Consider the following 23115-nt stretch of genomic DNA (forward strand, 5'->3'; position numbering starts at 1 on the left):
ATGCTAAGATGCCACAAAATTAATGAAAACCAAGAACAAGGCAAAGCAAAAGAAATATTATTTTAGGTTTTGGCCGTCTATTGGGGGCTTTATCGGCGGTTTATATCGACTCTGACGCCCATGCTGAGACCAAACTCGAAGGGCTTGTCGTTGTAGATGGTGCTGACGCCGCTGCCATTGTCGAAGTGGTAGGACACGCCGGGCTCGATATAGAGGCTCACGGCGCGGGTGGCACGATACTCGGCGCCGGCAGACAGCTGTACCGACAGCTGGGGACGGCTCATCTTGACATCTTCGTTGCGCTGCTGACCGGTATAGCTCACCGTGCGACGGCCCTTGACCAGTTTCTCTACCTCGCCGCCAGCGGTGAGATAGACATTGACATGGCGGTTGCCCCATACATTGTAGCCCACAGCCACAGGCACGCCGATGAAGTGGAGCTGCTGGTCGATGTCCTCGCCGCCCATCTCTATCTCTGACGAGTGATAGCTGTAGTTGACGCCGGTCTGCACGCTCCAACGGTCGTCGAGCGAGTAGCGCAGAGAGAGGCCTCCCTTGACGGGCAGCTTGTGATGGGTGCGGCCACCGCTCCTGCCCATAGGAAGCATGGGCACACGGCTGGGGTGGATCATATCGCTGCTGCCATAGACGTCATTGTCCGCTAAAAAGCCACTGCCGGCAGGCAGTTCGGAAGGGATGACAGAGTTGCCTGACTGGGCGCCGCGCACGTAGGCGCCAATCGACATGGGATGGGAGCGGCGGGTGGATGGATAATGTATCACTCTGCGATCGGTCTTTCTGACGGTAGAGCCCGACGGGGAGACAGGCTTCGAGGTGGCAGCAGGCTTGGTGGCTGTCGGGCTGTCGGCATCGGTCGGGCGCTGCTCCATCACCTCACATTCGGGCTCGGGCTCTATATTATATATAGGTGTAATGGCGGCGGGCGTGGTATTGTCGGCGAGCATCACCTCCTTGACGGCGGTGGGGCTGAAGGTTGCCTTCCATCGGCGCACGGCAGCGACCAGTGAACTGGGATCGCCAGCAGTCTGGGCGTCGGTGGCAGCGGCTACGGCAGAGGGCTGCACCGCATGGCTGGTGGGCAATGAGGCTGTCGGCGCCATCTCGGGAGCCGAGGGGGTAAACACAAATACGGCTACGACAACGGCTGCTGCCACCGCTGCCAGAGCTGCTATGCGCTGGGTCCACAAAGGCACTACAGGGGCTTTGCGCGAGGTGGCTGCCAGGGGCTTCAGCCCGCGGCGCTGCATCTCGGCCACGATATCATCATACAGTCCCTCAGGAACATCAGCCTCATAATGCTCCATCTTCTGCTGTATGCGATTAATCCATTTGTCGTTGGTAGTCATATCTGTCTTTTATAGTCTTTTATCATTTGTGCGAGCATTGTGCGTGCCCGCTTGTACTGCGACGCCGAGGTGTCGGGCTTGATGCCGAGCGCTGCGGCTATCTCCTTGTGGCTCTTGCCCTCGATGGCATAGAGGTTGAAGACGGTGCGATAGCCTACGGGCAGCCGTCTTATCATGTCCAGGATTTCGCCCTCGCTGAGTCCGGCGACATCGGGTTCGTCGGTGGTGTCATCGGCTATGTTCTCGACCTCTCCCATCATGGTTGTCGACGCTTGGGCACGCAGAAACATCAGCGCCTGGTTGATGGTGATGCGCGCCATCCATGCCTGGAGCGAGCCCCGGCCCTGATAGGTGAAGGAAGAGATATGGGTATAAATCTGGATGAGCGACTCCTGCAGCACATCTTTCTGGTCGTCGGCGTCGGTGATGTATCGGGCGCAGATACCGGCAAGCACGCCTGCATAGGAATCGTACAGACGACGCATGGCCGAGGCATCGCCCCGGCCAAACAGTTGTATTATCTGTTGTTCGATATCTGCTTGATACAATCGCATAGGATAGCACGTCGCCCATGGGGCCACACCCGCTACGGGGCATGGCCTCGGGACTCAAAACACTGTTATTTGCGGGTACAATACTTGAACTGCGCCTTCTTTTCGCCAGTGAACGACTGCCACTTGACGGTGAGCAGCACGGTCTTGCCTTCGGTGTCGGGCAGCTGGTTGAGACGGAAAGCTATCAGTCCGTCGGCAGGATAGCCAGAGACATCGCCGTGGGCATTGTGACGAATTTCCACCGTGTAGGGTTCGTTACACTTCACGAGGTTGAGCTCGTGGGGCTTGTTGCTGCCAAAGAGGGTGCGGAAGCGCAGGGTGAAATATCCGTCTTCGACCACCGTGGCCCAGCTGTTGACCACCTCTATCGGGTCTTTGCCGTAAGTCTGGTCGTCGTCGGCGCTGTGGAGCACCATAGGTTTGGTGCGTATGGTGTCAATCCAGTTGACATAGACCGAGCGTGAATTGTGTCCGGTGGATTTTTGGTCTTCCTTGAAGTTGACGAGGGCTCTCACCTCCTTGCCGCCATAAGGGGCTGTCTTGATATTGGTAGGTACGAGCGTGGTGGCATCGTCGAGCTGCATATAGAAGGCACCTGTCTCGGCATTGGTCTTCAGTGTGACCAACGCATTGGGGAAGTAGGTGATTCCGTTATCATCGTCATCGTTGCAGGACTGCAGGGTGAAAGAAGAGACTGCCAACACGAGGCAGAGGGTAAGGAATTTCAATTTGTTCATATCTGTCTTTTGCTTTTTGTTTCGTCTATTAAATGCAGCCGCAGCCATTTCCTTGCACGTATTTACCTTTTTTAACCATTAGGAATGGCTTCCCGCCACCACGGTCATCACGCCAAGGAGAGCGGAAACGCGCGCGCTGAAGCGGGAGCAGACGGGATGCATCGCGATAACTGCCACAAAAATAATACAAACCACGCGGAGAAAGAAATAAATTCGCCGTTTTCTTGTCGGTTGCCATCGTTTTCGTGTCGGCTGCCATCGTTTTCGTGTCGGCAACCATTGTTTTCTTGTCGGCTGCCATCGTTTTCTTAATCAGTTGTCATCGTTTGCTTGCCAGCAGCTATTGTTTTCGCGCGTCCACAGCCATCGGCGGCATCAGAGTGAAGGGACAGCCCGACGGCCATCGGCCGCATCGGGCAAGGGCGGCGCGCATTTTCGGCAGGGATGGCATAGAAGTTAATTTCGTGGTTTGAAACCGTCATTGCAAACCCTGCAATCAGCGTTTCGGAACTTGAAACCATCATTTCAAACCCCAAAATCAGGTTTAAGGAGATTGGCGGAAGTTTTGTGGATATATATAAATAAGGTGGGGATGTATTTGCTTCGGTTTGCACTATTTACGGCTCCCGCTGTGAAGGTAGGCGGCACCTCAAGAATAAAAATAAACGAGTTTATTTTGTATTCTCTTCGGTTTGCACTACCTTTGGATAAGGTAGGCTGCGTCTCAACAATGCAAAATGAAAAAACATTGGTTTTTTCTTTGCATTGTCTTCGACTTGCACTACCTTTGCAGATATGGAAATAAATCTTCTTACTACGGCGGAAGCCGAAAAGCTGAACGAGCTTATTGACAACGCCCAACAGATAGTAGTGACTTGCCACAAGTCGCCCGACGGCGACGCTATGGGTGCAAGCCTGGCGTGGACAGACTATCTCTCTGCCCAGCGTGATAAAAAAGTGACAATGGTAGTGCCCGACGCCTATCCCGACTTTCTGCATTGGCTGCCGGGAACCGAACGCGTGGTGCGCTATGACAAGCATAAGGACCAGGTGGCTGAAATCATGACTCACGCCGACCTGATATTCTGCATCGACTTCAATGCTATGTCGCGCGTAGACGAAATGACAACGGTGCTCACCGAAGCCACAGGCCACAAGGTGATGATGGACCATCACCTGAACCCCGAAAAGGAGGGCATGGAGCTGATGGTGTCGCATCCCGAGTTGAGCAGCGCCTCTGAGGTGGTGTTCCGCGTGGTATGGCAGTTGGGTGGTTTTGACATGATGACCCGCCGCTGCGCCACACAGATATACTGCGGCATGATGACCGACACGGGAGGGTTTACCTACAACTCCACCCGTCCGGAGATATATTATATAATAGGTCAGCTGCTCACCAAGGGCATCGACAAAGACCGCATCTACCGCAATGTGTACAACAACTACAGTTGCTGGGCCATGAGGCTGAGGGGATATATCATCTCGCAGAAGCTCAATTACTTTGAAGACTATCATGCCTCTTACTTCACCATCACCCGCAGCGATATGGCGCGCTTTCACTTCATCAAGGGCGACGCCGAAGGGCTGGTCAACGAGCCGCTGCGCATCAAGGGCATGAAGCTCTCTATCTCGCTGCGCGAAGACGACCGCCACGACAATCTGATATGGGTGAGTCTGCGCTCGGTCGATGACTTCCCCTGCAACGAGATGGCTGCCAGACACTTCAACGGCGGCGGACACCTCAACGCCAGCGGCGGCAAGCTCTGCTGCACGATGGACGAGGCAGAGAAGGCTGTGAGAGAAGCCATCATAGACTTCTCCGACAAGCTGAAATAAACTTAATTCGAGATAAAATGAAAACAAGAAAATGGCTCATGATAGCCGCCATGGGACTGATGCTGACTGCCTGTCAGGAGAAGAAGCAGCCCTACAACATCATCGTAAAGAAGGAGCAGGCACCCAAGCCTACCAAGACTCTGGCCATAGGCGACTATGTGCAGAAGTATCACGTAGAGTGGCTGGGCAAGGACTATACGATAACGGTAGCGGCAAAGGCTGACTCGACGCTGGACAAGGTGAGCGACGGCACACGCAAATACTACGACAACCGCATCGCGCTCACCATCAACCGCGAAGACGGCACACAGTTTCTGCACCGCGAGTTTACCAAAAACGATTTTTCCGCCCATGTCGATGCCGGCTACCTGGACAACAGTGCGCTGGTGGGTATCGTGTACGACAAAATCGATGGCGACAACCTCACCTTTGCTGTCAGCGTGGGCTCGCCCGACAAGTCGAGCGACGACTACGTGCCCCTGCTCATCAAGATAGGACGCACGGGCAGTGTCTCTGTGAGCAAAGACACACGCCTGGACACCAGCTCGGCTGACGAAGCGGCAGATGAAGTATTCTAACCCTAAAAAACATAATCATGAAGAATGTAATCACAGCACTCCTGCTCTGCATCTCGATAGGAGCATCGGCACAGACCATGGGCAATCCTATGCCCAACATTTCGGCGGAAGAAAATCCGCTGCAGACCATCAACAACACGCCCGGCCTCTGCGCCATCTTCCGTACATGGGGCTTCATAGGCGACAGCCTGTGTAGCGGCGAGATGGAGAGTCGCGACGAGAATGGCAAGCTGGGTCATCACGACATGTACGAATACTCGTGGGGCCAGTTCCTGTGCCGTGCCTGTGGCGCCGAGGGCGAGAACTTCAGCCGCGGAGGTCAGACCGCCAAGGGATGGATAGCCGACGACACCAAGCGCGGATGGGCATACTGCAAGATGAACCCCAAGCAGGCTTACATCGTGGCTATGGGTGTAAACGACTATACACGCCGCAAGCGCAACAACCTGAAGTGTGGCAGTCTGGACACCGACGTAGACCTCAAGGACTACAACAACAATGCCCCGACCTATGCCGGCTATATGGCTGGCATCATACAGCGACTGCAAAGCATACAGCCCAAGGCAAAGATATTTGTGGTGACACGCCCGCAGACCGACAAGGGCAACAACGCCTATGACGAGTTCAACGAGGTGGTGCGCGGGCTGGCACGTATGTTCAGCAACGTATATGTCATCGACCTCTTCAAGCACGCCCCACTCTATGACGCCGATTTCCAGGACCGTTATTACGTAGGAGGACATCTCAATGCGATGGGCTACGAGTACACGGCACGTGTATTCATGACCTACATAGACTGGATTATCCGCAACAACTATAAAGAATTCAAGGAAGTGGCCTTCATTGGTACCAAACTCCACTATACGCCTGATAATGAGTTGAAAAAGAAGAAATAGCGTCCGCCCGGGCATGCCAAAGACACCCATAAATGACCCATGGGGATAAAAAACATGCCCGAAAATTTGCAAGACTCAGAAAAAAGCACTACCTTTGCACTCGCAAATGAGAAATATCGCGGAGTGGAGCAGTTGGTAGCTCGCCAGGCTCATAACCTGGAGGTCGCATGTTCGAGTCCTGCCTCCGCAACTACAACGTCCGAAAAGCAAATAACCAAGGCTTTTCGGACGTTTTTCGTATATACACTCGTACAGGGGGTCGGACAGTAAGGCCCAGATATATATCGGGTGAGCCATAATATAGCAACAGTTCTATTATCGGTCATTCCGAAACATCCCGAAACAAAAAGGCGCTATCCGTACTGCCTCTGTCGCGCTGTGGAGAGCGCTGTGGGCCATGCGGATAGCGCAGATGTTGACGGCTTGATGGCTGCGGTGGCAGGCAAGCCGATGATGGGTTCTTTAGAACAGGTGTGAGGGATAAACGCCCTCGTCAATGAGGCTCTGGATGCGGGCAACCACACTGTCGCGGTCGGCAGCATAGGTCACGCCAAACCACTTGCTGGTGGTATCGAGCACCTTGACGGTAGCGGTCTTCTCGTTGATGAGTTTGTTGACCATCAATGGGATGAAGAACTCTGCCTTCAGGTTTTCCATATTCTTCTTGTCGCTGAGGAACTCCTTGAAGTAAGCCTCGCTATAGTCGAAGTAATCGGGAGTGAAGCCCCACATATTCATACTTACGGGCGTGTTGTCCTCGACAGCTACCCACTGGCCCTGCTCGTCCTTGTAGCATACGGGGCCATTGACGCGCATAATCTCGGTGCGCTCAACCACGGTGGTAAGGTGACCAGCCTCGTCCTTAGAGCAGATACCGCGAGCCACGGTACCGTTCTCGCTCAGCGTATTGCCTACACGGAAGCCCACCATAGCATAATCGTTCTTGGCGCCCTCGGGCAGCTCTGACAGGAACTTGCCAATCACCATGAAGGCATCACGGTTGTAGAAGTCGTCGCAGTTGATGACGCAGAAAGGCTCCTTGATGATATCCTTGGCCATGAGCACGGCGTGGTTGGTACCCCAAGGCTTCTGACGGCCTTCGGGCACGCTGAAGCCCTCGGGCAGCGCGTCGATAGACTGGAAGCATATCTCGGCGGGGATATGTCCCTCATATTTGGAAAGAACCTTATCGCGGAAATCCTGCTCAAAGTCCTTACGGATTACGAAGACGATTTTGCCAAAACCAGCCTGGATGGCGTCGTAGATAGAGTAGTCCATAATGGTCTCACCATTGGGACCCAGACCGTCGAGCTGCTTGAGCCCACCGTAGCGGCTTCCCATACCAGCCGCAAGAAGTAACAATGTAGGTTTCATATTATATAATAATGTGTTAAGTTATAGTCACCATGCAAAAGTAATCAAAAAAAATCGGAATACACAGCACCTTTACTGATAATTTATGCCATCGTCCTATTTTTGTCTGTAATGTCCGAAATCTTGCCAACCACCACGCTGCGGCTTGCATCGATTTCGGTCATCACGGCGATTACGACAAAGACAGACGGCGCCTCAACCAAGCAAATTGAAAAAACATTCGCTGTATTGTCTTCGGCTTGCACTACTCTATGGCTCACCATGAAGGTAGGCGGCGCCTCAACAATACAAATTGAAAAAACATTCGTTTTTCCTTTGTATTGTCTTCGGCTTGCACTACCTTTGCAATATGATTGACATAAACGAGATAAAGGACAAGCGGATAGCCGTGCTGCTCTCGGGCGGCGTCGACAGTTCGGTGGTGGTATACGAGCTGACCCGCATGGGGCTCAAGCCCGACTGCTTCTACATCAAGATAGGGCCAGAGGAACAGGAGGAATGGGACTGCACCTCTGAGGAAGACCTGGAGATGGCCACGGCTGTGGCCGGAAGGTTCGGATGCCGCCTGCAGGTGATAGACTGCCACCGCGAATACTGGGACCAGGTGACGCGATACACCATGGAGAAAGTCAAGGCGGGCTATACACCCAACCCCGACGTGATGTGCAACAGGCTCATCAAGTTTGGCGCCTTCGATGAGAAGATGGGGCACAACTACGACCTGATTGCCACCGGCCACTACGCCCAGACGGAAATCATAGACGGACGCAAATGGCTCTGCACCAGCCCCGACCCGGTCAAAGACCAGACCGACTTTCTTGCCCAAATCTACGACTGGCAGCTGCGCAAGGCGCTCTTCCCCATAGGTCACTATGAGAAAGACGAGGTGCGCCGGATAGCCGAGCGCGAGCATCTGGTCAACGCCCGACGTCGCGACAGCCAGGGTATCTGCTTCCTGGGGCAGATAGACTACAACGAATATATACGCCGATACCTGGGTGAGAACCCCGGAGACGTGATAGAATGGGAAACCGGCAAGCGCATTGGCGGCCATCGTGGACTCTGGTTCCACACCATCGGCCAGCGCAAGGGCCTCGGGCTGGGCGGCGGTCCCTGGTTTGTCATCAAGAAGGATGTGGAAAAGAATATCCTGTACGTCAGTCACGGTTACGACCCGGAGACTGCGTACAAGCAAGAATTCAAGATACATGATTTTCATTTCCTCACAGCCGGTTTCGACAAAGATGAAACCGACGTGACGTTCAAGATACGCCATACTCCCGACTACCATCACGCCACCATCCGACAATGTGGGGATGGCTGTTATATGGTCTATTCGGCTGAGAAGATACATGGCGTGGCGCCGGGTCAGTTCTGCGTCGTCTACGACCACGAGCACCACCGCTGTTATGGTTCAGGAGAGATTACTTTGTAGTAGTCTCTTCTTTTTTTTCACCCTTGTCTTTCACCGTGGCTTCATAGGCGCGCTTCACGGGGTCCTTCTCGTCCATCTTCTGCAGAGCCTGCTTGACTTTGCGCGTACGTCGGCGACGGGACCGGCCTTTGAAGTCAAAGATTTTCACGAGATCAAAATCGACCACACTCGTCTTGGGATTGAGCAGCTGGCGTTCCTTGGGGTCGGTGACACCCCACTGCTCCACATTCTCACGCAGACGCTTGGACAAGTCCTCGCCCACCACCTCGACTTCGCCCAGGGTGCGGGTGCGGGGAATCAGGCCGATAGAATCTCCCACTTCCTTGAAGCCCATCGAGTGGGTGAGATACTTGGGATGACTCACCGTGATGGTATCAAACTTCTCGGGCAGAACGAGTTGGCCCGTATAGGGCGTGGTGTAGGTTCTGGACTTGTCGACCCTTACCCTCACCTGACGGATGGGCACCCGGGTCTCCAGGTCATAAATCACCACTTTCTTCTGGGCGTAGGCCGACACGGAGAACAGACATAGCAGCGAAAAGAGTACACGATAGTTCATGACAAGTATCTTACTATTGAGTTTGTAATTCTGCAAAAGGCGGCCCATGCGGAACTCGCACTGCCGCCTTTTAGGTATGTATCAGGCTCTATTCGAGTCCCATTTCCTTCATCGCCTTTGCCGCTGCTTTGCCTACAGCCTCGTGGGCCTTCTGTCCAGCCTCATTGGCTTTCTCATTGATTTTGGCTTTGGCTTTGGCAGCAGCCTCGTTGACCTTGGCTTTGGCGTCAGACTTGGCAGCCTCGACTGCCTCTTTGGTCTTGGCATCTACCTTCTTGGCTGTCTCTTCGGCAGCATTCTGCGCGGCTTCGGGCATACTGGTTACGCTGTTTACCAGATTGCTCACCTCACTGTCTTCGCCAGCGATGGCAGTAATCTGTGCCGCATGTTCCTTCAGATATGTCTGGGCCTTGGCCATATATGCCTTGGCTTCTTCGAGCTTGCCCGCCTTGACCAGCTGGGCATATTTCTCCTTGATGGCAGCGAGGGTCTTCATCAGCGCGTTGGGGTCCTTGCTCTTGAGCTGGGCATCGAGCATACTTATTACATCATCGTCTACAGGGGCAGCCACCTCTATGGCTTCGCCTTCGGCAGGGGCATTCTGCTTGTTGCCGCAACTTGCCAAGGCAGTCATGGCGAGGATGCCGGCAAAGAAAAACAATTTCTTCATATTCTTATCTTTATTGTTTATAGACCTGAGTCTCTTGTCTGCAAAGATAGTATATTGCAGCTTTAGCCCAATGGGTTATTAAGATGATTTAACCCACTACCCTACCAATTTATAATTAATTTGGCAAGGCGCAGCAGTTTATCCCCTTTTGGCCGGGCCATACGCCATCAGCTGCTGCCAGTCATCGGCCAGCCTGCGGATGCTGGGCAGAATGACATTGGCACCCTCGCCGGCCAGCACCTCATCGGGCAGCGGACCGCTGTTGACACCGATGGTGAATATCTGGGCTGCCACGCCGGCTCTTACGCCCATCGGCGCATTCTCTACCACTATACCCTCCCAGGGTTTCATGTTGCCTGCCAGTTCCAGACCTTTCAGATAGGGGTCTGGGGCGGGCTTTCCGTGGCTCACATTGTATGCCGACACGATGTGCTGTTCGTCGATAAAGTCTCCGAAGTCGTTGACAAGGCGCTGGATGAGGGGTTTCTGTCCGCTCCCGGTAACCACACAGATAGTCAGTCCAGCCTCGCGTATCTGCTTCATCAGGTCTACGACGCCATCGAATATCCCGGCTTCGGGCATCTGGTGAAACAGACGCGCCTTTTCGTCGTAGATGGCTTGGGCCTCAGCCTCGGTGAGTTTCTTTCCCGTCTGGCGCTCGGCATAGATGCGTATGGTGTCGACGCCCTTCATGCCCTCGGTGGCATAGGAGTCTTCGGCGGTGAAGTGGAGCCCATTGGCGCTCATAGCCTGCTGCCATGCCACGGCATGATTGGGCATGGAGTTGTAGAGCACGCCATCCATATCGAAGAGCACGCAGCGGAATCCCTTCCACTCGTCCTTGCTGGCGAGTTGATGGCTATCGACCATACGGTCCAGGTATCTGTTAATCTCTCTCTCGTACATTATTATAATAATAAAGGGAGGAAGTTACTCCCCCCTTGTTATTGTATCAAGCCCAGAGGCGTTGCGATTACTTCTCGTTCTGCAGACGCTCCTGGATAGCCTTGCTCTCAGCCTCATAGCCAGGCTTGTTGAGCAGGGCAAACATATTCTTCTTGTAAGCCTCAACACCGGGCTGGTTGAACGGATTGACACCAAGGATGTTGCCGCTGATACCACAACCTATCTCAAAGAAGTAGATAAGCTGACCGATGTAATACTCGTTGAGCACGGGCACGCTGATGCGGATATTGGGTACGCCGCCATCCACGTGGGCGAGACGTGTACCGAGTTCAGCCATCTTGTTGACCTCATCCACACGCTTTCCGGCGAGGAAGTTGAGACCGTCGAGGTTCTCATCGTCATGAGGGAAGTCGAGTTCGCGGTTGGGAGTCTCTACCGAGATGACGGTCTCGTAGATAGAGCGCTCGCCATCCTGAATCCACTGACCCATAGAGTGCAGGTCGGTGGTGAAGTCGCAAGATGCGGGGAAGATACCCTTGCCATCCTTGCCTTCGCTCTCACCGTAGAGCTGCTTCCACCACTCAGCGATGAAGTGGAGCTTGGGCTGGTAGTTGACCATAATCTCAATCTTCTTGCCACCCTCATTGTAGAGAGCGTTGCGCACGGCAGCATACTGTGCAGCGATATTCTCGCCGAAAGGCACATTCACGCCAGTAGCCTTCTCCATATCAGTAGCACCAGCCACGAGAGCCTTGATGTCGAAACCAGCACAGGCTATAGGCAGCAGACCCACGGGAGTGAGCACAGAGAAGCGGCCACCCACGTTGTCGGGAATGATGAAGCTCTTGTAGCCTTCCTTGTCGGCACAGGTGCGTGCGGCACCGCGCTTGGCATCGGTAACAGCCACTATCACCTCACGAGCCACGTCCTTGCCCATCTGGGCCTCACACTGCTTCTTGAGCAGACGGAAAGTGAGGGCGGTCTCGGTGGTGGTACCCGACTTGGAGATATTGATGACGCCGAAGCGCTTGCCCTTCAGATAGTCGGTGAGCTCAGCCAGATAGTCCTCGCTGATGTTGTTGCCGGCAAAGAGAATCTGCGGGTTCTTCTTGTCCTGAATGAGCCAGGCAAACGAGTTGCTAAGGGCTTCGATGACAGCGCGCGCGCCGAGGTAGCTGCCGCCGATACCGGCTACCACTACTACCTCACACTTCTCTCTGAGGGTGTTGGCAACAGCCTGGACTTCATCGAGGAAATCAGGAGTAATACTTGATGGCAAGTGAAGCCATCCTAAGAAGTCGTTGCCGGGGCAAGTATTGTTCTCCAATGCCTCGAGAGCGGCTTTAGCTTTGGGTTCATACGCCTCTACCGCACCCTCACCAAGGAAGGAAGCGGCTTTGGTAAAGTCTAAAGAAATACTTTTCATTTTAGTCTATCTAAAACTGTCTGTTAATAATTTGATTTCAATCTGGGGATTGATGCGTTCGTAGAGAATGTTGTACACCGCGTCGAGGATAGGCATATTGACATGCATGTGGCGGTTGATTTCCTTCATGCACTTCGTACCGAAGTATCCCTCGGCTATCATCTCCATCTCTATCTGTGCGCTCTTCACGCTGTAGCCCTTACCAATCATCGAACCGAAGGTGCGGTTGCGCGAGAAGTTGGAGTAGCCCGTGACCAGCAGGTCACCCAGGTAGACGCTGTCATAGACATTGCGCTCTATGGGATTGACGGCGGTCATGAACCGGTTCATCTCCTGCACGGCGTTGGATATGAGTACCGCCTGGAAGTTGTCGCCATACTTCAGGCCCGAGCAGATGCCCGCGGCGATGGCATAGACGTTTTTCAGCACCGACGAATACTCTATGCCAAGCACATCCGACGCCACCTTGGTCTTGATAAACTCCGACGAGAGTACCTCGGTAAAGGCCTGGGCCTTTTCCTGGTCGGCACATCCCACAGTGAGATAAGAGAGGCGTTGCAGCGCCACTTCTTCGGCGTGCGACGGACCGCCGATGACGGCAAGATTGTCGTAAGGCACGTCGTAGACCCTATGGAAGTATTCAGAGCACACCAGGTTCTCATCGGGCACGATACCCTTGATGGCGGTAATGATAAACTTGTCCTTGATACGGGTCTTGAGTTTCTTCAGATGACTCTTGAGATAGGGCGAGGGAGTGACAAACACGAGCGTGTCGTAAGCCTCAACTATCTTGTTGATGTCTGAAGAGAAGAAGATTTCGTCCACATCGAAGTGCACACTTGTGAGATAGGCGGGGTTGTGACCCAGTCTTCTGAAGTCTTCGATGCGGTCGTCGCGGCGCATGTACCACCCCAGGTGGTGGGTGTGGTCTATCACTATCTTGGCGATAGCTGTAGCCCACGAGCCTCCACCGATGATGGCTGTTTTTCCTACGCTAAACATAAATCTTGTTTTGGGGTTATTTTATGCTGTTCTCAGGCCTGTGCGCTGTCTATCCACTGCTGGATGGCGTCGACACCGGGCTTTTCAAACTCGAGCTTGTACTTCTTGTGTATCTCGCCCAACTTCTGCTGCAGTCCCTGAGCCTTCTGGTCCTTGATGTCGCTGATGAGATTGAAGCCTGCCTTGCGCAGCACATACACCTCGTCCTCAGGCACACCAATGGCAGCCCACTCCTTGATGCTGCTCTGAGGTATCTTGGCCTCGGGCTTCATCTGGGGGAAGAGCATAACTTCCTGGATGTACTCCTTGCCGGTCATGAGCATCACCAGACGGTCGATGCCGATACCGATACCACTTGTGGGGGGCATGCCGTACTGCAGCGCACGCAGGAAGTCCTGGTCGATGACCATTGCCTCGTCGTCGCCCTTGTCGGCCAGTCTCATCTGCTCCTTGAAGCGCTCTTCCTGGTCAATGGGGTCATTGAGCTCAGAGTAGGCATTGGCCAGCTCCTTACCGTTGACCATCAGCTCGAAGCGCTCGGTCAGTCCGGGTTTGCTGCGGTGCATCTTGGTGAGCGGGCTCATCTCTACGGGATAGTCGATGATGAAGGTAGGCTGAATGTAGGTACCCTCGCAGTACTCGCCGAAGATTTCGTCGATGAGCTTGCCCTTGCCGAAGCTCGCGTCGATGCCTTCCATCTTGAGTTCGTCTACAGCGATGTGGCGTATCTCGTCCTCGCTCTTGCCGTAGAGGTCATATCCGGTCTTCTCCTTGATGGCATCGAGGATGGGCAGACGACGGAAGGGAGCCTTGAAGCTGATAGTCTTGTCGCCCATCTGCACTTCGGGCTTGCCGTTGACAGCCACACAGATGGTCTCGAGCAGCTGTTCGGTGAAGGACATCATCCAGTTATAGTCCTTGTACTGCACATAGAGCTCCATGCAGGTAAACTCAGGGTTGTGGAAGCGATCCATACCCTCGTTGCGGAAGTTCTTGCCTATCTCGTAGACGCCTTCAAATCCGCCCACGATGAGTCGCTTCAGATAGAGCTCGGTGGCGATACGCATGTACATATCTATATTGAGCGCATTGAAGTGGGTGATAAACGGACGGGCGCTGGCACCGCCGGCAATGCTCTGCAGCGTGGGGGTCTCTACCTCAGTATAGCCAGCCTCGTCGAAGAAGCGGCGCATGGTGCGCAGCACGGTGGCACGCTTGAGGAAGGTATCCTTCACACCGTCGTTGACCACGAGGTCTACATAGCGCTGACGATAGCGCAGCTCGGGGTCCTCAAACTTGTCGTAGGCCACACCGTCCTTATACTTCACGATAGGCAGAGGCTTGAGGCTCTTGCTCAGCAGCGTCAGTTCTTTGGCGTGAACGCTGATTTCACCGGTCTGAGTACGGAAGACGAAACCCTTGATACCGATGAAGTCACCGATATCCATCAGTTTCTTGAACACCTTGTTGTACAAGTCTTTGTCATCGCCAGGACACACGTCATCACGGGTGATATACACCTGGATACGACCCTTGGAGTCTTGCAGCTCGGCAAAGCTGGCCTTACCCATCACGCGGCGGCCCATCAGACGGCCGGCGATAACTACCTCGCGCTCTTCGCCATCCACGAAGTTGTCACGGATATCGGTCGAATAAGCATTTACGGGAAATTCGTCTGCGGGATAGGGATTGATACCCATCTGTCGCAACTCTTCAAGACACTGGCGGCGTACAATCTCTTGTTCGCTAAGTTCTAATACGTTCATATATATTGTTTTTATTTACTTTCCATTCATACTGGCATGCACCTTTGCCCCGCCCGCCTCTGCAGTAACGGGACATACGCACATTATCATCTGCAAAAGTACTCAAAAAAAACGAAATTGCATTGGTTTTTACCTTATTAATTACATCGCGAGCGCATATATTTATATAATGTGCAGGCATTCGTATTGCCTGTACGTATCGTTGTACTCTGCAGTCAGGACATGGAAAACGGAAAAAACAGTAAAAAAGAGAAAAATGAATAAAATGACGGTTACCCATTTTACTTTTCCCACTTCTCGGGGTTATATATATGAACGGCGTTCATACAACGGACCCAATTTCAACCTCAAACGACAACGAATATGAGACATTACAAAACAACCATCGTATCGATGACAGCACTAATGGCCATGCTGCTATGCTTGCCGGCTTCGGGCCATCGCCGCCCAGGCTGCCATCATCGCCTGTGGACTCCGAGACCCATGGTCGTAGTACGCACGGTGCCGACAACGGCCACCCGTGTGAGCAACCACCTCACCCAGAACCAGCGTCTGCACATGGCCCTGGCCTATCTGCAGAACAACAGATACCTCACCATCAAGCACTACGCCCGTATGACGGGACTCAGCAAGCAGATGGCCGAAGCCGAGCTCGACTCCTTCTGCTCCAGAGCCAACGGCATGCTGAAATGCCAGACCGCAGGTAGCAAAAAGGTATATAGCAAGATATAATCACCCAAACCTCACAACGAGAGAAGACGACCATGTCCATCGACGACACTTACATAGTAAAGCAGCTGAAGGCAGACACTGCCAAGGGGTTCGCCCTGCTGGTAAAGCGCTACACCGAGCCTATCTACTGGCACATACGCCGCATGGTGGTGAGCCACGACGATGCCCAGGACGCCATGCAGGAGACCTTCATACGCATCTACCGCTCAGTGGGAAACTACGATGAAATCCGCTCGCTGTCGGCGTGGATATACAAGATTGCCACCCACGAGGCGCTGCGCATCATCGGCCAACGGAAGCAGGATGAGGTTTCGGCCGACGACAGGATGGCGCTGCTCGACGAGCGCGCAGCCGACAGCTATATCGACTACAGCGACGCCGAAGCCGTCAGACTGCAACGTGCCATCCTCGCGTTGCCCGACAAGCAGCAGCTGGCCTTCAACCTGCGCTACTACGATAACATGAGTTTTGCCGAGATTGCCGACGTGACAGACTCCACGCCCGCCTCGGCCAAGACCAACTATCACATCGCCAAGGAGAAAATCATCAGATATATGAACAATCATGACTAAAGATATGGAACATCAATTCGATTTCGACAACATTGGCAAACGCATGCCTTACAGCGTGCCCGAAGGTTTCTTCGACGACATGGAACGCCAGATACTTGCCCGCAACCTATCACAATCGCGCCCCAGGCGCCACCGCTCAATGACCCTGCGCCGCTCGATAGCCGGTCTGCTGGCAGCTGCAGCCGTGACGGGCATAGTAGTGATGATAGGCGGCAGATGGTCTACCCTATCCACGACAGACTATGCCCATGTGGAGCAGGCGTTCGACAATCTGAGCAACGACGACCAGACCTACATCCTCTCGGTGTATCAGGAAGACATATTTATCAACGAATAAAAAACATAACAAGATGAAGACCATTATGAAGTTATGGCTCGTAGCAGCCTTGATGCTGATGGGCACAACCACTATCAGCGCACAGAACAACCAGCGCCAGCGTCTGACGCGCGAAGAACTGGCCGACAAGCAGGCACGGCACATCGCCCAGACCATGGCTTTCGACGAAGCCACCACCAAGCAGTTTGTCGAGACCTATACTGCCTGCCAGAAAGAAATCTGGGCTTTGGGCACTCGCATGAAGGGCGCTCGCAAACAGGCCAACGCACAGCAGCAGACCGAAGCCGAGGCCAAACAGGACATCGCCCGGCAGTTTGAGCGTAGCGAAAAGCTGCTGCAGATTCGCCAGAAGTATTATGCCGAATACAGCAAGTTTCTCACCCAAAACCAGATCAAGCGTGTCTACGTTCTCGAACGACGGATGATGAAGCGTCTGGCCAACCATCGCCCGGCGCGCAAGCCCGGGCAGAGACAGGCATTACAGATGCGATGACCGCGAGACCACAGCCCGACATACCGGGCGCAGATGTCTGCCCATAGGATTATATTTATATACGTGTGTATCGACCGAGATTGTCCCGAATTTACGGGCGGTCTCGGTTTCTTTATTTATATTCCTGGCAGTCATGGCTTTCAGAACCGTGCCAACCACCTTTGGCGGCTCGTATCGTATGTTACGTGGACACGTATCGTAAGGCACGAGCCCACGTAACAAATGATACGAGCCTTCGTGCCTTACGTTACGAGCCGCCAGATGAGGTTACGGCGGATGCGATGACGACCATAATGACGCCAAGCCACCCTCCCACGCTTCCCTCTGGGCCTTGCGATGCAGCAGTGACGACCACCGTCATCGGGAGGGCAGTAGGCACGGTCGGAAAAATAATTGAAAAAAAGTTGGAAAAATGCTTGGAAGTTATCACGCAAGTCGCTATCTTTGCAATATCAAATTAATATCACTTTCTAAACAGCTATAATTATGAAGAATCAAGAGTTTGACTTCAAGGGATTTACCCTGAATGGTTTCGTGATGTTGTTTGCCATTGTGGCTGCACTGGTAATTTCCGGCCTGCTGCTCGGCTTCGGCATCGAGTATGAGAATGCGTTCAAGATTGTCACTGGCTGCGTACTGCTGCTGGCTGCCATCGTCGCCATGTGCGGCTTCATCATGATAGAGCCCAACGAGGCCCGCGTGATGCTGTTCTTCGGCAAGTACCACGGCACCTTCAAGAAGGTGGGATACTCGTGGGTGAACCCCTTCTACAGTGTAAAGAAGCTGTCGCTGCGCGCCCGCAACATCGACGCCGAACCCATCAAGGTCAATGACAAGCAGGGCAACCCCGTGATGATTGGCATGGTGCTGGTGTGGAAACTCAAAGACACCTACAAGGCCATGTTTGAAATCGACGCCCAGACCATGGCGAGCAACGCAGCCTCGGTAGGTGTCAACGTAAACAGCATGATGCGCGCCTTCGAGAATTTTGTCAAGATACAGGGCGACGCCGCCCTCCGACAGATGGCCGGACAGTATGCCTATGACAATACCGACAACAAGGACGAACTGACACTGCGCAGCGGTGGCGACGAAATCAACGAGGTGCTCAAGAGCGAGCTGGAAGAGCGGCTCACCATGGCTGGCATCGAGGTGGTAGAGGCCCGCATCAACTATCTGGCCTATGCACCCGAAATCGCTGCCGTGATGCTGCGCCGCCAGCAGGCCGACGCCATCATCGCCGCCCGCGAGAAGATAGTGGAAGGTGCGGTGAGCATGGTCAAGATGGCGCTCGACAAACTGGCAGAAGGCGGCGTGATAGAGCTCGACGACGACAAGAAGGCTGCCATGATTAGCAACCTGATGGTAGTGCTCTGCGGCGACGATACGGCGCAGCCAGTAGTCAACACAGGCACGCTCAACATGTAATAGGCAGACATGGCAAAAGAGAAAACCAAACCCTTTGTACTGCGACTCGACAGCGCCACGATGGCGGCTGTCGAGAAGTGGGCTGCCGACGAGTTTCGCAGCACCAACGGACAACTGCAATGGATTGTCAACGAGGCGCTGCGCAAGGCCAGGAGGCTGCCCAAGCACAAGAACGGGGGCAACGGTGAACTATCGAATACTACCAACGATGAAAAGAACGACAACATCTGACGGCCCGTTCTTCACGGTCAACCGCACCCTGACAGGCACTCTCTCAGAGGCTGCCACCATCGTCATGCTGGTTGTGGCATGGGGTCTCATCCTGACGGCACTGGTCTGCCCCGCTTCGCTCAGCACCGGCCCCGAGACATGGCTCGACACCAGCCTCTCCTTCCGCGACAGGGCTGGCGCCGTAACCTTCGGCGGCATAGACACCTATCTGGCGCTTTATGCCCTGTGGGCAGCCTATCACCCGCTCTCACGCATAGAGATGCCCATGACCATCACGGCGGCAGAGCAGCTGCGGGTGATGGTCACCTACACCCGCGCGATGGGCGTATGCCTGGCGGCAGCAATGGTGAGCGGCGTGCTGGCAGCCTTCTACATCCCCTGCAGACCAGCCGCCGAGACGGCTATCATCATCTGTCTGGCTGCCATGGCCACCAATGCGGCAGCAGCCGTAGTCTGCGTGTACAGACGGCGCGACCGCAGCAAGACCACCCGACTGAGAATACTCAACTTCAGACCCAAGATATAAACCATACATATATGCAGACACTAAGCAACGACATTCTCTCTGTCACCATCGCCGAGCGTGGTGCAGAGATGCAGAGCATACGCGACGCGCAGGGACACGAGTATCTGTGGCAGGCCGACCCTAAATACTGGGCCAAGCACTCGCCCACCCTCTTCCCCATCGTCTGTGGACTCTGGAACGACACCTATCATCTCGACGGCAAGGAGTATCACATGCTGCGCCATGGATTTGCCAGCAAGAGCGACTTCACTCTCGTAGCCAAAAACGACCACCGCGTCACCTTTGCCCTCACCGAGAGCGAAGAGACACTCAAGGTCTATCCCTTCCACTTCAATCTGAGCGTGACCTACCGGCTCGACGGCAACACCATCCACGTGATCTGGCACGTGGAGAACACCGACCGCCGCGAACTGCTGTTCTCTATCGGTGGCCATCCCGCATTCAACGTGCCCGGAATGAAAGACGGTGACCCGCTGGACGGCTATCTGCGCTTCGACAACCCCGATGCCGAGCGTCTCTATGGCAACACCCACGGCTGCATCACCCCTGGTCATCATCCGCTGGAGATGGATGGCAACGTGTGGCACTTCACCTGCGCCGACTTCGACGACGACGCTCTCATCTTCGACGAGTCGCAGTTGCACGAGGTGGCTCTGCTCGACCGCGAGCGCCGTCCGGTGGTGACCGTAGGCTTCCGCTCGCCGGCAGTAGGCATCTGGAGCCCCACCGCCAAGAACGCGCCCTTCGTGTGCATAGAGCCCTGGTACGGCATACACGACTGGGCTGAGTTTACGGGCGACCTGAGCGAGAAATACCTCATCAACCGCCTGCAGCCCGGTGCCAGCTTCATGAGCGAATACACCATCCGCATCGGATAACACAACCACACAAACAGCAAAAGCCGCAATAGCCATCCCTGCACAAGCAGGAGCTATTGCGGCTTTCTATTGTCTGCCGGTAGAAGCAATGTCAGAGCGAAAGGGCCAAACGGAGGCCTACGTTGGAAGCCCTCTTGTCGGGCGCTATACCAAAGCGGGCTGAGATACGACAGTTGATAGGCTCATCGCCAAAGCTGCCGCCACGCATCACACGCTCGCTGCCTGCAGCCGGTCCAACAGGACACACCTGCTCCTCGGCAGAGTAGTCGCCCATATAGTCGCTGCACAGTTCATTGACGCTGCCACTCATGTCATACAGCCCCAACTCGTTGGGCTTTCGGCTTGCCCAGGCTGGCCAAGAGCCATGGTAGAAACTGCCCACCTCGCCGAGATTGTTGCTGCCGCTGTAACGGTAACCTTTGGCATACTTGCCGCCACGAGCGGCATACTCCCACTCGGCCTCGGTGGGCAGTCGGAACTGCTTGCCGGTAATCGCATTGAGCTTCTGGATGAACTCCTGACAATCATTCCAGCTGACACTCTCAACAGGACAATACGCGGACTTGGTAGAAGACGGATTGGTGCCCATTACTGCCTGCCAGAGTTCCTGCGTCACTTCAAAGACGCCTATGGCAAAACTTTCAACATATACCTTATGCACGGGCTTCTCTTCTGCCAGACTAAAGCCGACCGTATCCATCTCTGCCGTGGCGCCCATGTCGAAAGAGCCTCCCTCTATATAGCGCATAGTAAAATTCACGTCACCGACAAAGAACATCTCCGAGTCTTTGGTAATCTTCTTGGCTACAAAGGCAGGCTTGTCCTGAGTCTCGGTCGCCGTCTCTCCGGATGGCCATGCCTGGGAAATGGCTACAACGATGCCACCCACAACGAGGACTGCCGCCAAGACAGCGGCTGCCACCATCATCGTCTTCCGGCTGACCACGGGGCGTGCGGGAGACTTGGGCTGGGGAGCGGGAATTTTCTTCTTGAGAGTGGTATCGCCGTCGCCCGAACCCGACGCCTCATGCGAGGTATCGGTACGGGGCTTGGGGTTGGCTGCCTGCCCGGCCACGCCATCAAACTCGGCCAGGAACTCGGCAACGGTCTTGGGGCGGTCGCGCCGGCGACCCTCCATGGCATGGGTGATGGCGGTGATGACCTGAGGGGTGACTCCACGAGACTTCAGCGGCTCGAGGGGAAGACCGTCCTCATTGACAGACGAAGCACTGGGCGGCGTCTGTCCGGTGAGCAGTTTATAGTATGTAGCTCCGAGGGCATAGACATCGGTCTCGGGCGAGAACTCGCCCACTCCGCCCTGCATATACTGCTCCAGCGGAGCATAGCCCTCACTGATACCCACTGGGGTGCTGCTGGTCTGGTGGCCCGTAGCAGAGTCGTACTGCTTGGCGAGACCGAAGTCGATGAGCACGACCTCGTCTTTATCGGTGAGCATGATGTTGGCTGGCTTGACGTCGAGATGGGTCATGCGCTGGGTATGAATATAGGTCAGGGCGTCGGCCACCTGACGGATATAGCGCGTGGCCTCGGACTCAGAGAGGGCTCCCTGGCGCCCAACCCTATCGGACAGCGAACCACCGGCGACATACTCCATCACATAGTAGGCTGTGCCGTTTTCCTCAAACACATCGATGATGCGCACGATGTGTGGGTGGTTGAGCCGGGCTATGCTGCGGGCTTCCTTGAGAAACTTCTGGCGATAGCGGTCTACCGTCTCGCGGTTGCCCTCGGTGCCAAGGGTCACGCCACGACTGTCACTGGCGCGACAACAGGCTTCGCGCATGAAGAACTCCTTGATAGCCACCGTACGTTCCAGCCCGCCCTGAATGGCGAGGTAAGTAATGCCGAAGCCACCCTGACCCAGCACTTTCTCTATGCGGTATTTGCCACCCTGAAGATTGTCGCCAGGGTGCAGCGTGAATGTCATATCCATATAGGTAAACTGTTTATTGCCTTGCAAATGTAATAATAAATGACGAAAACGGCTTGCAATCTGCCTGTTTTTTATCTTCTTCGCGAAAAAAACAATCCCGACGGAGGCAAATGATAGAATGATGTGCTATATTTGCATGACAAAAACCATGTAAGCAATGAAAGACTTTGCAGCAATAGATTTTGAGACAGCCAACTCGGAGCCCACAAGCGTATGCTCGGTGGGTGTGGTCATCGTGCGCGACGGCGTGGTGGCAGACACCTTCTACTCGCTCATCAAGCCTGTGCCTGAGTACTACGACTTCTGGTGCAGCCAGGTGCACGGGCTCACGGAGAGCGACACGCGCAAGGCTCCCGTTTTCCCTGAAGTCTGGGCAGAGATAGCGCCACGCTTGGAGGGGCTCACGCTGGTGGCGCACAACAAGGCGTTTGACGAGAACTGTCTGAAGGCGGTCTTCCGCTGCTATGGGATGAACTATCCCGACTACCCCTTCTGCTGCACGCTCGTCAAGTCGCGACGCGTATGGCCCACAGGGCGTCACAACCTCGATGTCATAGCCGAGAGGTGTGGCTACAACCTGTCGCGCCATCACCATGCACTGGCCGACGCCGAAGCCTGTGCTGCCATCGCCATCAAGCTCTTCGGCGACGGCGACGACCCTTACTATATGGAAGCGGCAGATATAGTCTATGCCCGTATGCGCCAACTGGACAGCCCCATCAAGGCTGCCGACCTGGCCCAGCTCATGGGCGAAGAGCGCAAGACGATAGACGCCGCGCTGCGACGACTGAAGACCGAGGGAAGAGTGGCGTCGCCCAAGCGTGGATATTATCAGGCTGAATGAAGAGGGCTGGACGC

The 23115-nt window shown here is 54.6% G+C and carries 25 protein-coding genes, 1 tRNA gene and 1 pseudogene; 14 read left to right on the forward strand and 13 right to left on the reverse strand.

What is annotated here, in order from left to right; all coding sequences use genetic code 11:
• Positions 1 to 89 precede the first annotated feature (89 nt).
• The 5 genes from CIK95_RS06470 to CIK95_RS12820 form a co-directional block, all read right to left on the reverse strand.
• On the reverse strand, positions 90 to 1367 hold the full coding sequence (locus CIK95_RS06470; protein ID WP_094466569.1) for a porin family protein: 1278 nt from the start codon (positions 1365 to 1367) through the stop codon (positions 90 to 92).
• On the reverse strand, positions 1364 to 1921 hold the full coding sequence (locus tag CIK95_RS06475; protein WP_094385904.1) for an RNA polymerase sigma factor: 558 nt from the start codon (positions 1919 to 1921) through the stop codon (positions 1364 to 1366). The genes CIK95_RS06470 and CIK95_RS06475 overlap by 4 nt, the downstream gene beginning before the upstream one ends.
• Before the next feature lie 65 nt (positions 1922 to 1986).
• The gene (locus tag CIK95_RS06480; RefSeq protein WP_094388551.1) at positions 1987 to 2658 is read right to left on the reverse strand and encodes a NigD-like protein; all 672 of its coding nucleotides are present in this window, start codon (positions 2656 to 2658) and stop codon (positions 1987 to 1989) included.
• 28 nt (positions 2659 to 2686) lie between these two features.
• The gene (locus CIK95_RS06485; RefSeq protein ID WP_094466570.1) at positions 2687 to 2959 is read right to left on the reverse strand and encodes a hypothetical protein; all 273 of its coding nucleotides are present in this window, start codon (positions 2957 to 2959) and stop codon (positions 2687 to 2689) included.
• Between the two features lie 7 nt (positions 2960 to 2966).
• Positions 2967 to 3272 (reverse strand): hypothetical protein, encoded by a 306-nt coding sequence (locus tag CIK95_RS12820; RefSeq protein ID WP_144007757.1) that lies wholly within the window; start codon positions 3270 to 3272, stop codon positions 2967 to 2969.
• 181 nt (positions 3273 to 3453) lie between these two features.
• On the opposite strand from CIK95_RS12820, the gene CIK95_RS06490 reads away from it, so the two are divergent.
• From CIK95_RS06490 to CIK95_RS06505, 4 genes are all read left to right on the forward strand, one after another.
• Positions 3454 to 4494: a bifunctional oligoribonuclease/PAP phosphatase NrnA gene (locus CIK95_RS06490; RefSeq protein ID WP_022310816.1), complete on the forward strand. Its 1041-nt coding sequence runs from the start codon at positions 3454 to 3456 to the stop codon at positions 4492 to 4494.
• 17 nt (positions 4495 to 4511) lie between these two features.
• Positions 4512 to 5072 (forward strand): DUF4738 domain-containing protein, encoded by a 561-nt coding sequence (locus CIK95_RS06495; RefSeq protein WP_094466571.1) that lies wholly within the window; start codon positions 4512 to 4514, stop codon positions 5070 to 5072.
• Positions 5073 to 5089: 17 nt separating this feature from the next.
• A complete protein-coding gene (locus tag CIK95_RS06500; protein WP_094466572.1) occupies positions 5090 to 5968 on the forward strand; it encodes an SGNH/GDSL hydrolase family protein in 879 nt (292 codons plus the stop codon).
• Between the two features lie 117 nt (positions 5969 to 6085).
• Positions 6086 to 6158: transfer RNA gene (locus CIK95_RS06505), tRNA-Met, on the forward strand.
• A gap of 272 nt (positions 6159 to 6430) precedes the next feature.
• Here CIK95_RS06505 and CIK95_RS06510 read toward each other — a convergent pair.
• Positions 6431 to 7342, reverse strand: coding sequence for a nucleotidyltransferase (locus tag CIK95_RS06510; protein ID WP_094385894.1), 912 nt, complete (start codon positions 7340 to 7342; stop codon positions 6431 to 6433).
• A 349-nt stretch (positions 7343 to 7691) separates the two neighbouring features.
• Here CIK95_RS06510 and mnmA point away from each other — a divergent pair, with 349 nt between their 5' ends.
• Positions 7692 to 8777 carry a tRNA 2-thiouridine(34) synthase MnmA gene (mnmA, locus tag CIK95_RS06520; RefSeq protein ID WP_371591386.1) on the forward strand — a complete coding sequence of 362 codons (1086 nt, stop codon included), beginning with the start codon at positions 7692 to 7694 and terminating at the stop codon, positions 8775 to 8777.
• On the opposite strand, the gene CIK95_RS06525 is transcribed toward mnmA, so the two are convergent.
• From CIK95_RS06525 to lysS, 6 genes are all read right to left on the reverse strand, one after another.
• Positions 8767 to 9336, reverse strand: a complete 570-nt coding sequence (locus tag CIK95_RS06525) for a hypothetical protein (protein WP_094385889.1) — start codon at positions 9334 to 9336, stop codon at positions 8767 to 8769. The genes mnmA and CIK95_RS06525 overlap by 11 nt on opposite strands.
• Before the next feature lie 88 nt (positions 9337 to 9424).
• Entirely contained in the window at positions 9425 to 10006 is a 582-nt protein-coding gene (locus tag CIK95_RS06530; protein WP_094466574.1) for a hypothetical protein, read from the reverse strand.
• Between the two features lie 138 nt (positions 10007 to 10144).
• Positions 10145 to 10912 carry an HAD family phosphatase gene (locus CIK95_RS06535; protein ID WP_094466575.1) on the reverse strand — a complete coding sequence of 256 codons (768 nt, stop codon included), beginning with the start codon at positions 10910 to 10912 and terminating at the stop codon, positions 10145 to 10147.
• 67 nt (positions 10913 to 10979) lie between these two features.
• Positions 10980 to 12338 carry a glucose-6-phosphate isomerase gene (locus CIK95_RS06540; RefSeq protein WP_022310825.1) on the reverse strand — a complete coding sequence of 453 codons (1359 nt, stop codon included), beginning with the start codon at positions 12336 to 12338 and terminating at the stop codon, positions 10980 to 10982.
• Positions 12339 to 12344: 6 nt separating this feature from the next.
• Entirely contained in the window at positions 12345 to 13340 is a 996-nt protein-coding gene (locus tag CIK95_RS06545; RefSeq protein WP_022310826.1) for an NAD(P)H-dependent glycerol-3-phosphate dehydrogenase, read from the reverse strand.
• A gap of 32 nt (positions 13341 to 13372) precedes the next feature.
• On the reverse strand, positions 13373 to 15106 hold the full coding sequence (gene lysS, locus CIK95_RS06550; RefSeq protein ID WP_022310827.1) for a lysine--tRNA ligase: 1734 nt from the start codon (positions 15104 to 15106) through the stop codon (positions 13373 to 13375).
• A 363-nt stretch (positions 15107 to 15469) separates the two neighbouring features.
• Between lysS and CIK95_RS06555 the strand changes: the two genes are divergently transcribed.
• The 8 genes from CIK95_RS06555 (at position 15470) to CIK95_RS06590 (ending at position 20303) form a co-directional block, all read left to right on the forward strand.
• The gene (locus CIK95_RS06555; RefSeq protein WP_144007758.1) at positions 15470 to 15838 is read left to right on the forward strand and encodes a hypothetical protein; all 369 of its coding nucleotides are present in this window, start codon (positions 15470 to 15472) and stop codon (positions 15836 to 15838) included.
• A gap of 32 nt (positions 15839 to 15870) precedes the next feature.
• A complete protein-coding gene (locus CIK95_RS06560) occupies positions 15871 to 16410 on the forward strand; it encodes an RNA polymerase sigma factor (RefSeq protein ID WP_094385880.1) in 540 nt (179 codons plus the stop codon).
• A gap of 4 nt (positions 16411 to 16414) precedes the next feature.
• Positions 16415 to 16747, forward strand: coding sequence for a hypothetical protein (locus CIK95_RS06565; protein WP_094385878.1), 333 nt, complete (start codon positions 16415 to 16417; stop codon positions 16745 to 16747).
• Between the two features lie 25 nt (positions 16748 to 16772).
• Positions 16773 to 17240 (forward strand): hypothetical protein, encoded by a 468-nt coding sequence (locus tag CIK95_RS06570; protein ID WP_254046017.1) that lies wholly within the window; start codon positions 16773 to 16775, stop codon positions 17238 to 17240.
• 486 nt (positions 17241 to 17726) lie between these two features.
• Entirely contained in the window at positions 17727 to 18668 is a 942-nt protein-coding gene (locus tag CIK95_RS06575) for an SPFH domain-containing protein (RefSeq protein WP_094385872.1), read from the forward strand.
• 9 nt (positions 18669 to 18677) lie between these two features.
• Positions 18678 to 18899, forward strand: coding sequence for a DNA-binding protein (locus CIK95_RS06580; RefSeq protein WP_094385870.1), 222 nt, complete (start codon positions 18678 to 18680; stop codon positions 18897 to 18899).
• On the forward strand, positions 18877 to 19425 hold the full coding sequence (locus CIK95_RS06585; protein ID WP_094385868.1) for a hypothetical protein: 549 nt from the start codon (positions 18877 to 18879) through the stop codon (positions 19423 to 19425). The genes CIK95_RS06580 and CIK95_RS06585 overlap by 23 nt, the downstream gene beginning before the upstream one ends.
• An 11-nt stretch (positions 19426 to 19436) precedes the next feature.
• Complete coding sequence (locus tag CIK95_RS06590; protein ID WP_094466576.1) at positions 19437 to 20303, forward strand: aldose 1-epimerase family protein; 867 nt, start codon at positions 19437 to 19439, stop codon at positions 20301 to 20303.
• A gap of 91 nt (positions 20304 to 20394) precedes the next feature.
• Here CIK95_RS06590 and CIK95_RS06595 read toward each other — a convergent pair whose 3' ends face one another.
• The gene (locus CIK95_RS06595) at positions 20395 to 22257 is read right to left on the reverse strand and encodes a bifunctional serine/threonine-protein kinase/formylglycine-generating enzyme family protein (RefSeq protein WP_094385865.1); all 1863 of its coding nucleotides are present in this window, start codon (positions 22255 to 22257) and stop codon (positions 20395 to 20397) included.
• Between the two features lie 157 nt (positions 22258 to 22414).
• Between CIK95_RS06595 and CIK95_RS06600 the strand changes: the two are divergent.
• Positions 22415 to 22897, forward strand: a pseudogene (locus CIK95_RS06600) (3'-5' exonuclease); the annotation flags it as partial.
• Positions 22898 to 23115: the final 218 nt, after the last annotated feature.

The sequence above is a fragment of the Prevotella sp. P5-108 genome, assembly GCF_002251385.1.
In the GTDB taxonomy this organism is placed as follows: Bacteria; Bacteroidota; Bacteroidia; order Bacteroidales; family Bacteroidaceae; genus Prevotella.

Bases quoted from the DNA above. Each gene is read 5' to 3' on its own strand.
- CIK95_RS06470 (WP_094466569.1), bottom strand. From the start codon at position 1,367: ATGACTACCAACGACAAATGGATTAATCGCATACAGCAGAAGATGGAG.
- CIK95_RS06475 (WP_094385904.1), bottom strand. From the start codon at position 1,921: ATGCGATTGTATCAAGCAGATATCGAACAACAGATAATACAACTGTTT.
- CIK95_RS06480 (WP_094388551.1), bottom strand. From the start codon at position 2,658: ATGAACAAATTGAAATTCCTTACCCTCTGCCTCGTGTTGGCAGTCTCT.
- CIK95_RS06485 (WP_094466570.1), bottom strand. From the start codon at position 2,959: ATGGCAGCCGACAAGAAAACAATGGTTGCCGACACGAAAACGATGGCA.
- CIK95_RS06490 (WP_022310816.1), top strand. From the start codon at position 3,454: ATGGAAATAAATCTTCTTACTACGGCGGAAGCCGAAAAGCTGAACGAG.
- CIK95_RS06495 (WP_094466571.1), top strand. From the start codon at position 4,512: ATGAAAACAAGAAAATGGCTCATGATAGCCGCCATGGGACTGATGCTG.
- CIK95_RS06500 (WP_094466572.1), top strand. From the start codon at position 5,090: ATGAAGAATGTAATCACAGCACTCCTGCTCTGCATCTCGATAGGAGCA.
- CIK95_RS06510 (WP_094385894.1), bottom strand. From the start codon at position 7,342: ATGAAACCTACATTGTTACTTCTTGCGGCTGGTATGGGAAGCCGCTAC.
- mnmA (WP_371591386.1), top strand. From the start codon at position 7,692: ATGATTGACATAAACGAGATAAAGGACAAGCGGATAGCCGTGCTGCTC.
- CIK95_RS06525 (WP_094385889.1), bottom strand. From the start codon at position 9,336: ATGAACTATCGTGTACTCTTTTCGCTGCTATGTCTGTTCTCCGTGTCG.
- CIK95_RS06530 (WP_094466574.1), bottom strand. From the start codon at position 10,006: ATGAAGAAATTGTTTTTCTTTGCCGGCATCCTCGCCATGACTGCCTTG.
- CIK95_RS06535 (WP_094466575.1), bottom strand. From the start codon at position 10,912: ATGTACGAGAGAGAGATTAACAGATACCTGGACCGTATGGTCGATAGC.
- CIK95_RS06540 (WP_022310825.1), bottom strand. From the start codon at position 12,338: ATGAAAAGTATTTCTTTAGACTTTACCAAAGCCGCTTCCTTCCTTGGT.
- CIK95_RS06545 (WP_022310826.1), bottom strand. From the start codon at position 13,340: ATGTTTAGCGTAGGAAAAACAGCCATCATCGGTGGAGGCTCGTGGGCT.
- lysS (WP_022310827.1), bottom strand. From the start codon at position 15,106: ATGAACGTATTAGAACTTAGCGAACAAGAGATTGTACGCCGCCAGTGT.
- CIK95_RS06555 (WP_144007758.1), top strand. From the start codon at position 15,470: ATGAGACATTACAAAACAACCATCGTATCGATGACAGCACTAATGGCC.
- CIK95_RS06560 (WP_094385880.1), top strand. From the start codon at position 15,871: ATGTCCATCGACGACACTTACATAGTAAAGCAGCTGAAGGCAGACACT.
- CIK95_RS06565 (WP_094385878.1), top strand. From the start codon at position 16,415: ATGGAACATCAATTCGATTTCGACAACATTGGCAAACGCATGCCTTAC.
- CIK95_RS06570 (WP_254046017.1), top strand. From the start codon at position 16,773: ATGAAGTTATGGCTCGTAGCAGCCTTGATGCTGATGGGCACAACCACT.
- CIK95_RS06575 (WP_094385872.1), top strand. From the start codon at position 17,727: ATGAAGAATCAAGAGTTTGACTTCAAGGGATTTACCCTGAATGGTTTC.
- CIK95_RS06580 (WP_094385870.1), top strand. From the start codon at position 18,678: ATGGCAAAAGAGAAAACCAAACCCTTTGTACTGCGACTCGACAGCGCC.
- CIK95_RS06585 (WP_094385868.1), top strand. From the start codon at position 18,877: ATGAAAAGAACGACAACATCTGACGGCCCGTTCTTCACGGTCAACCGC.
- CIK95_RS06590 (WP_094466576.1), top strand. From the start codon at position 19,437: ATGCAGACACTAAGCAACGACATTCTCTCTGTCACCATCGCCGAGCGT.
- CIK95_RS06595 (WP_094385865.1), bottom strand. From the start codon at position 22,257: ATGGATATGACATTCACGCTGCACCCTGGCGACAATCTTCAGGGTGGC.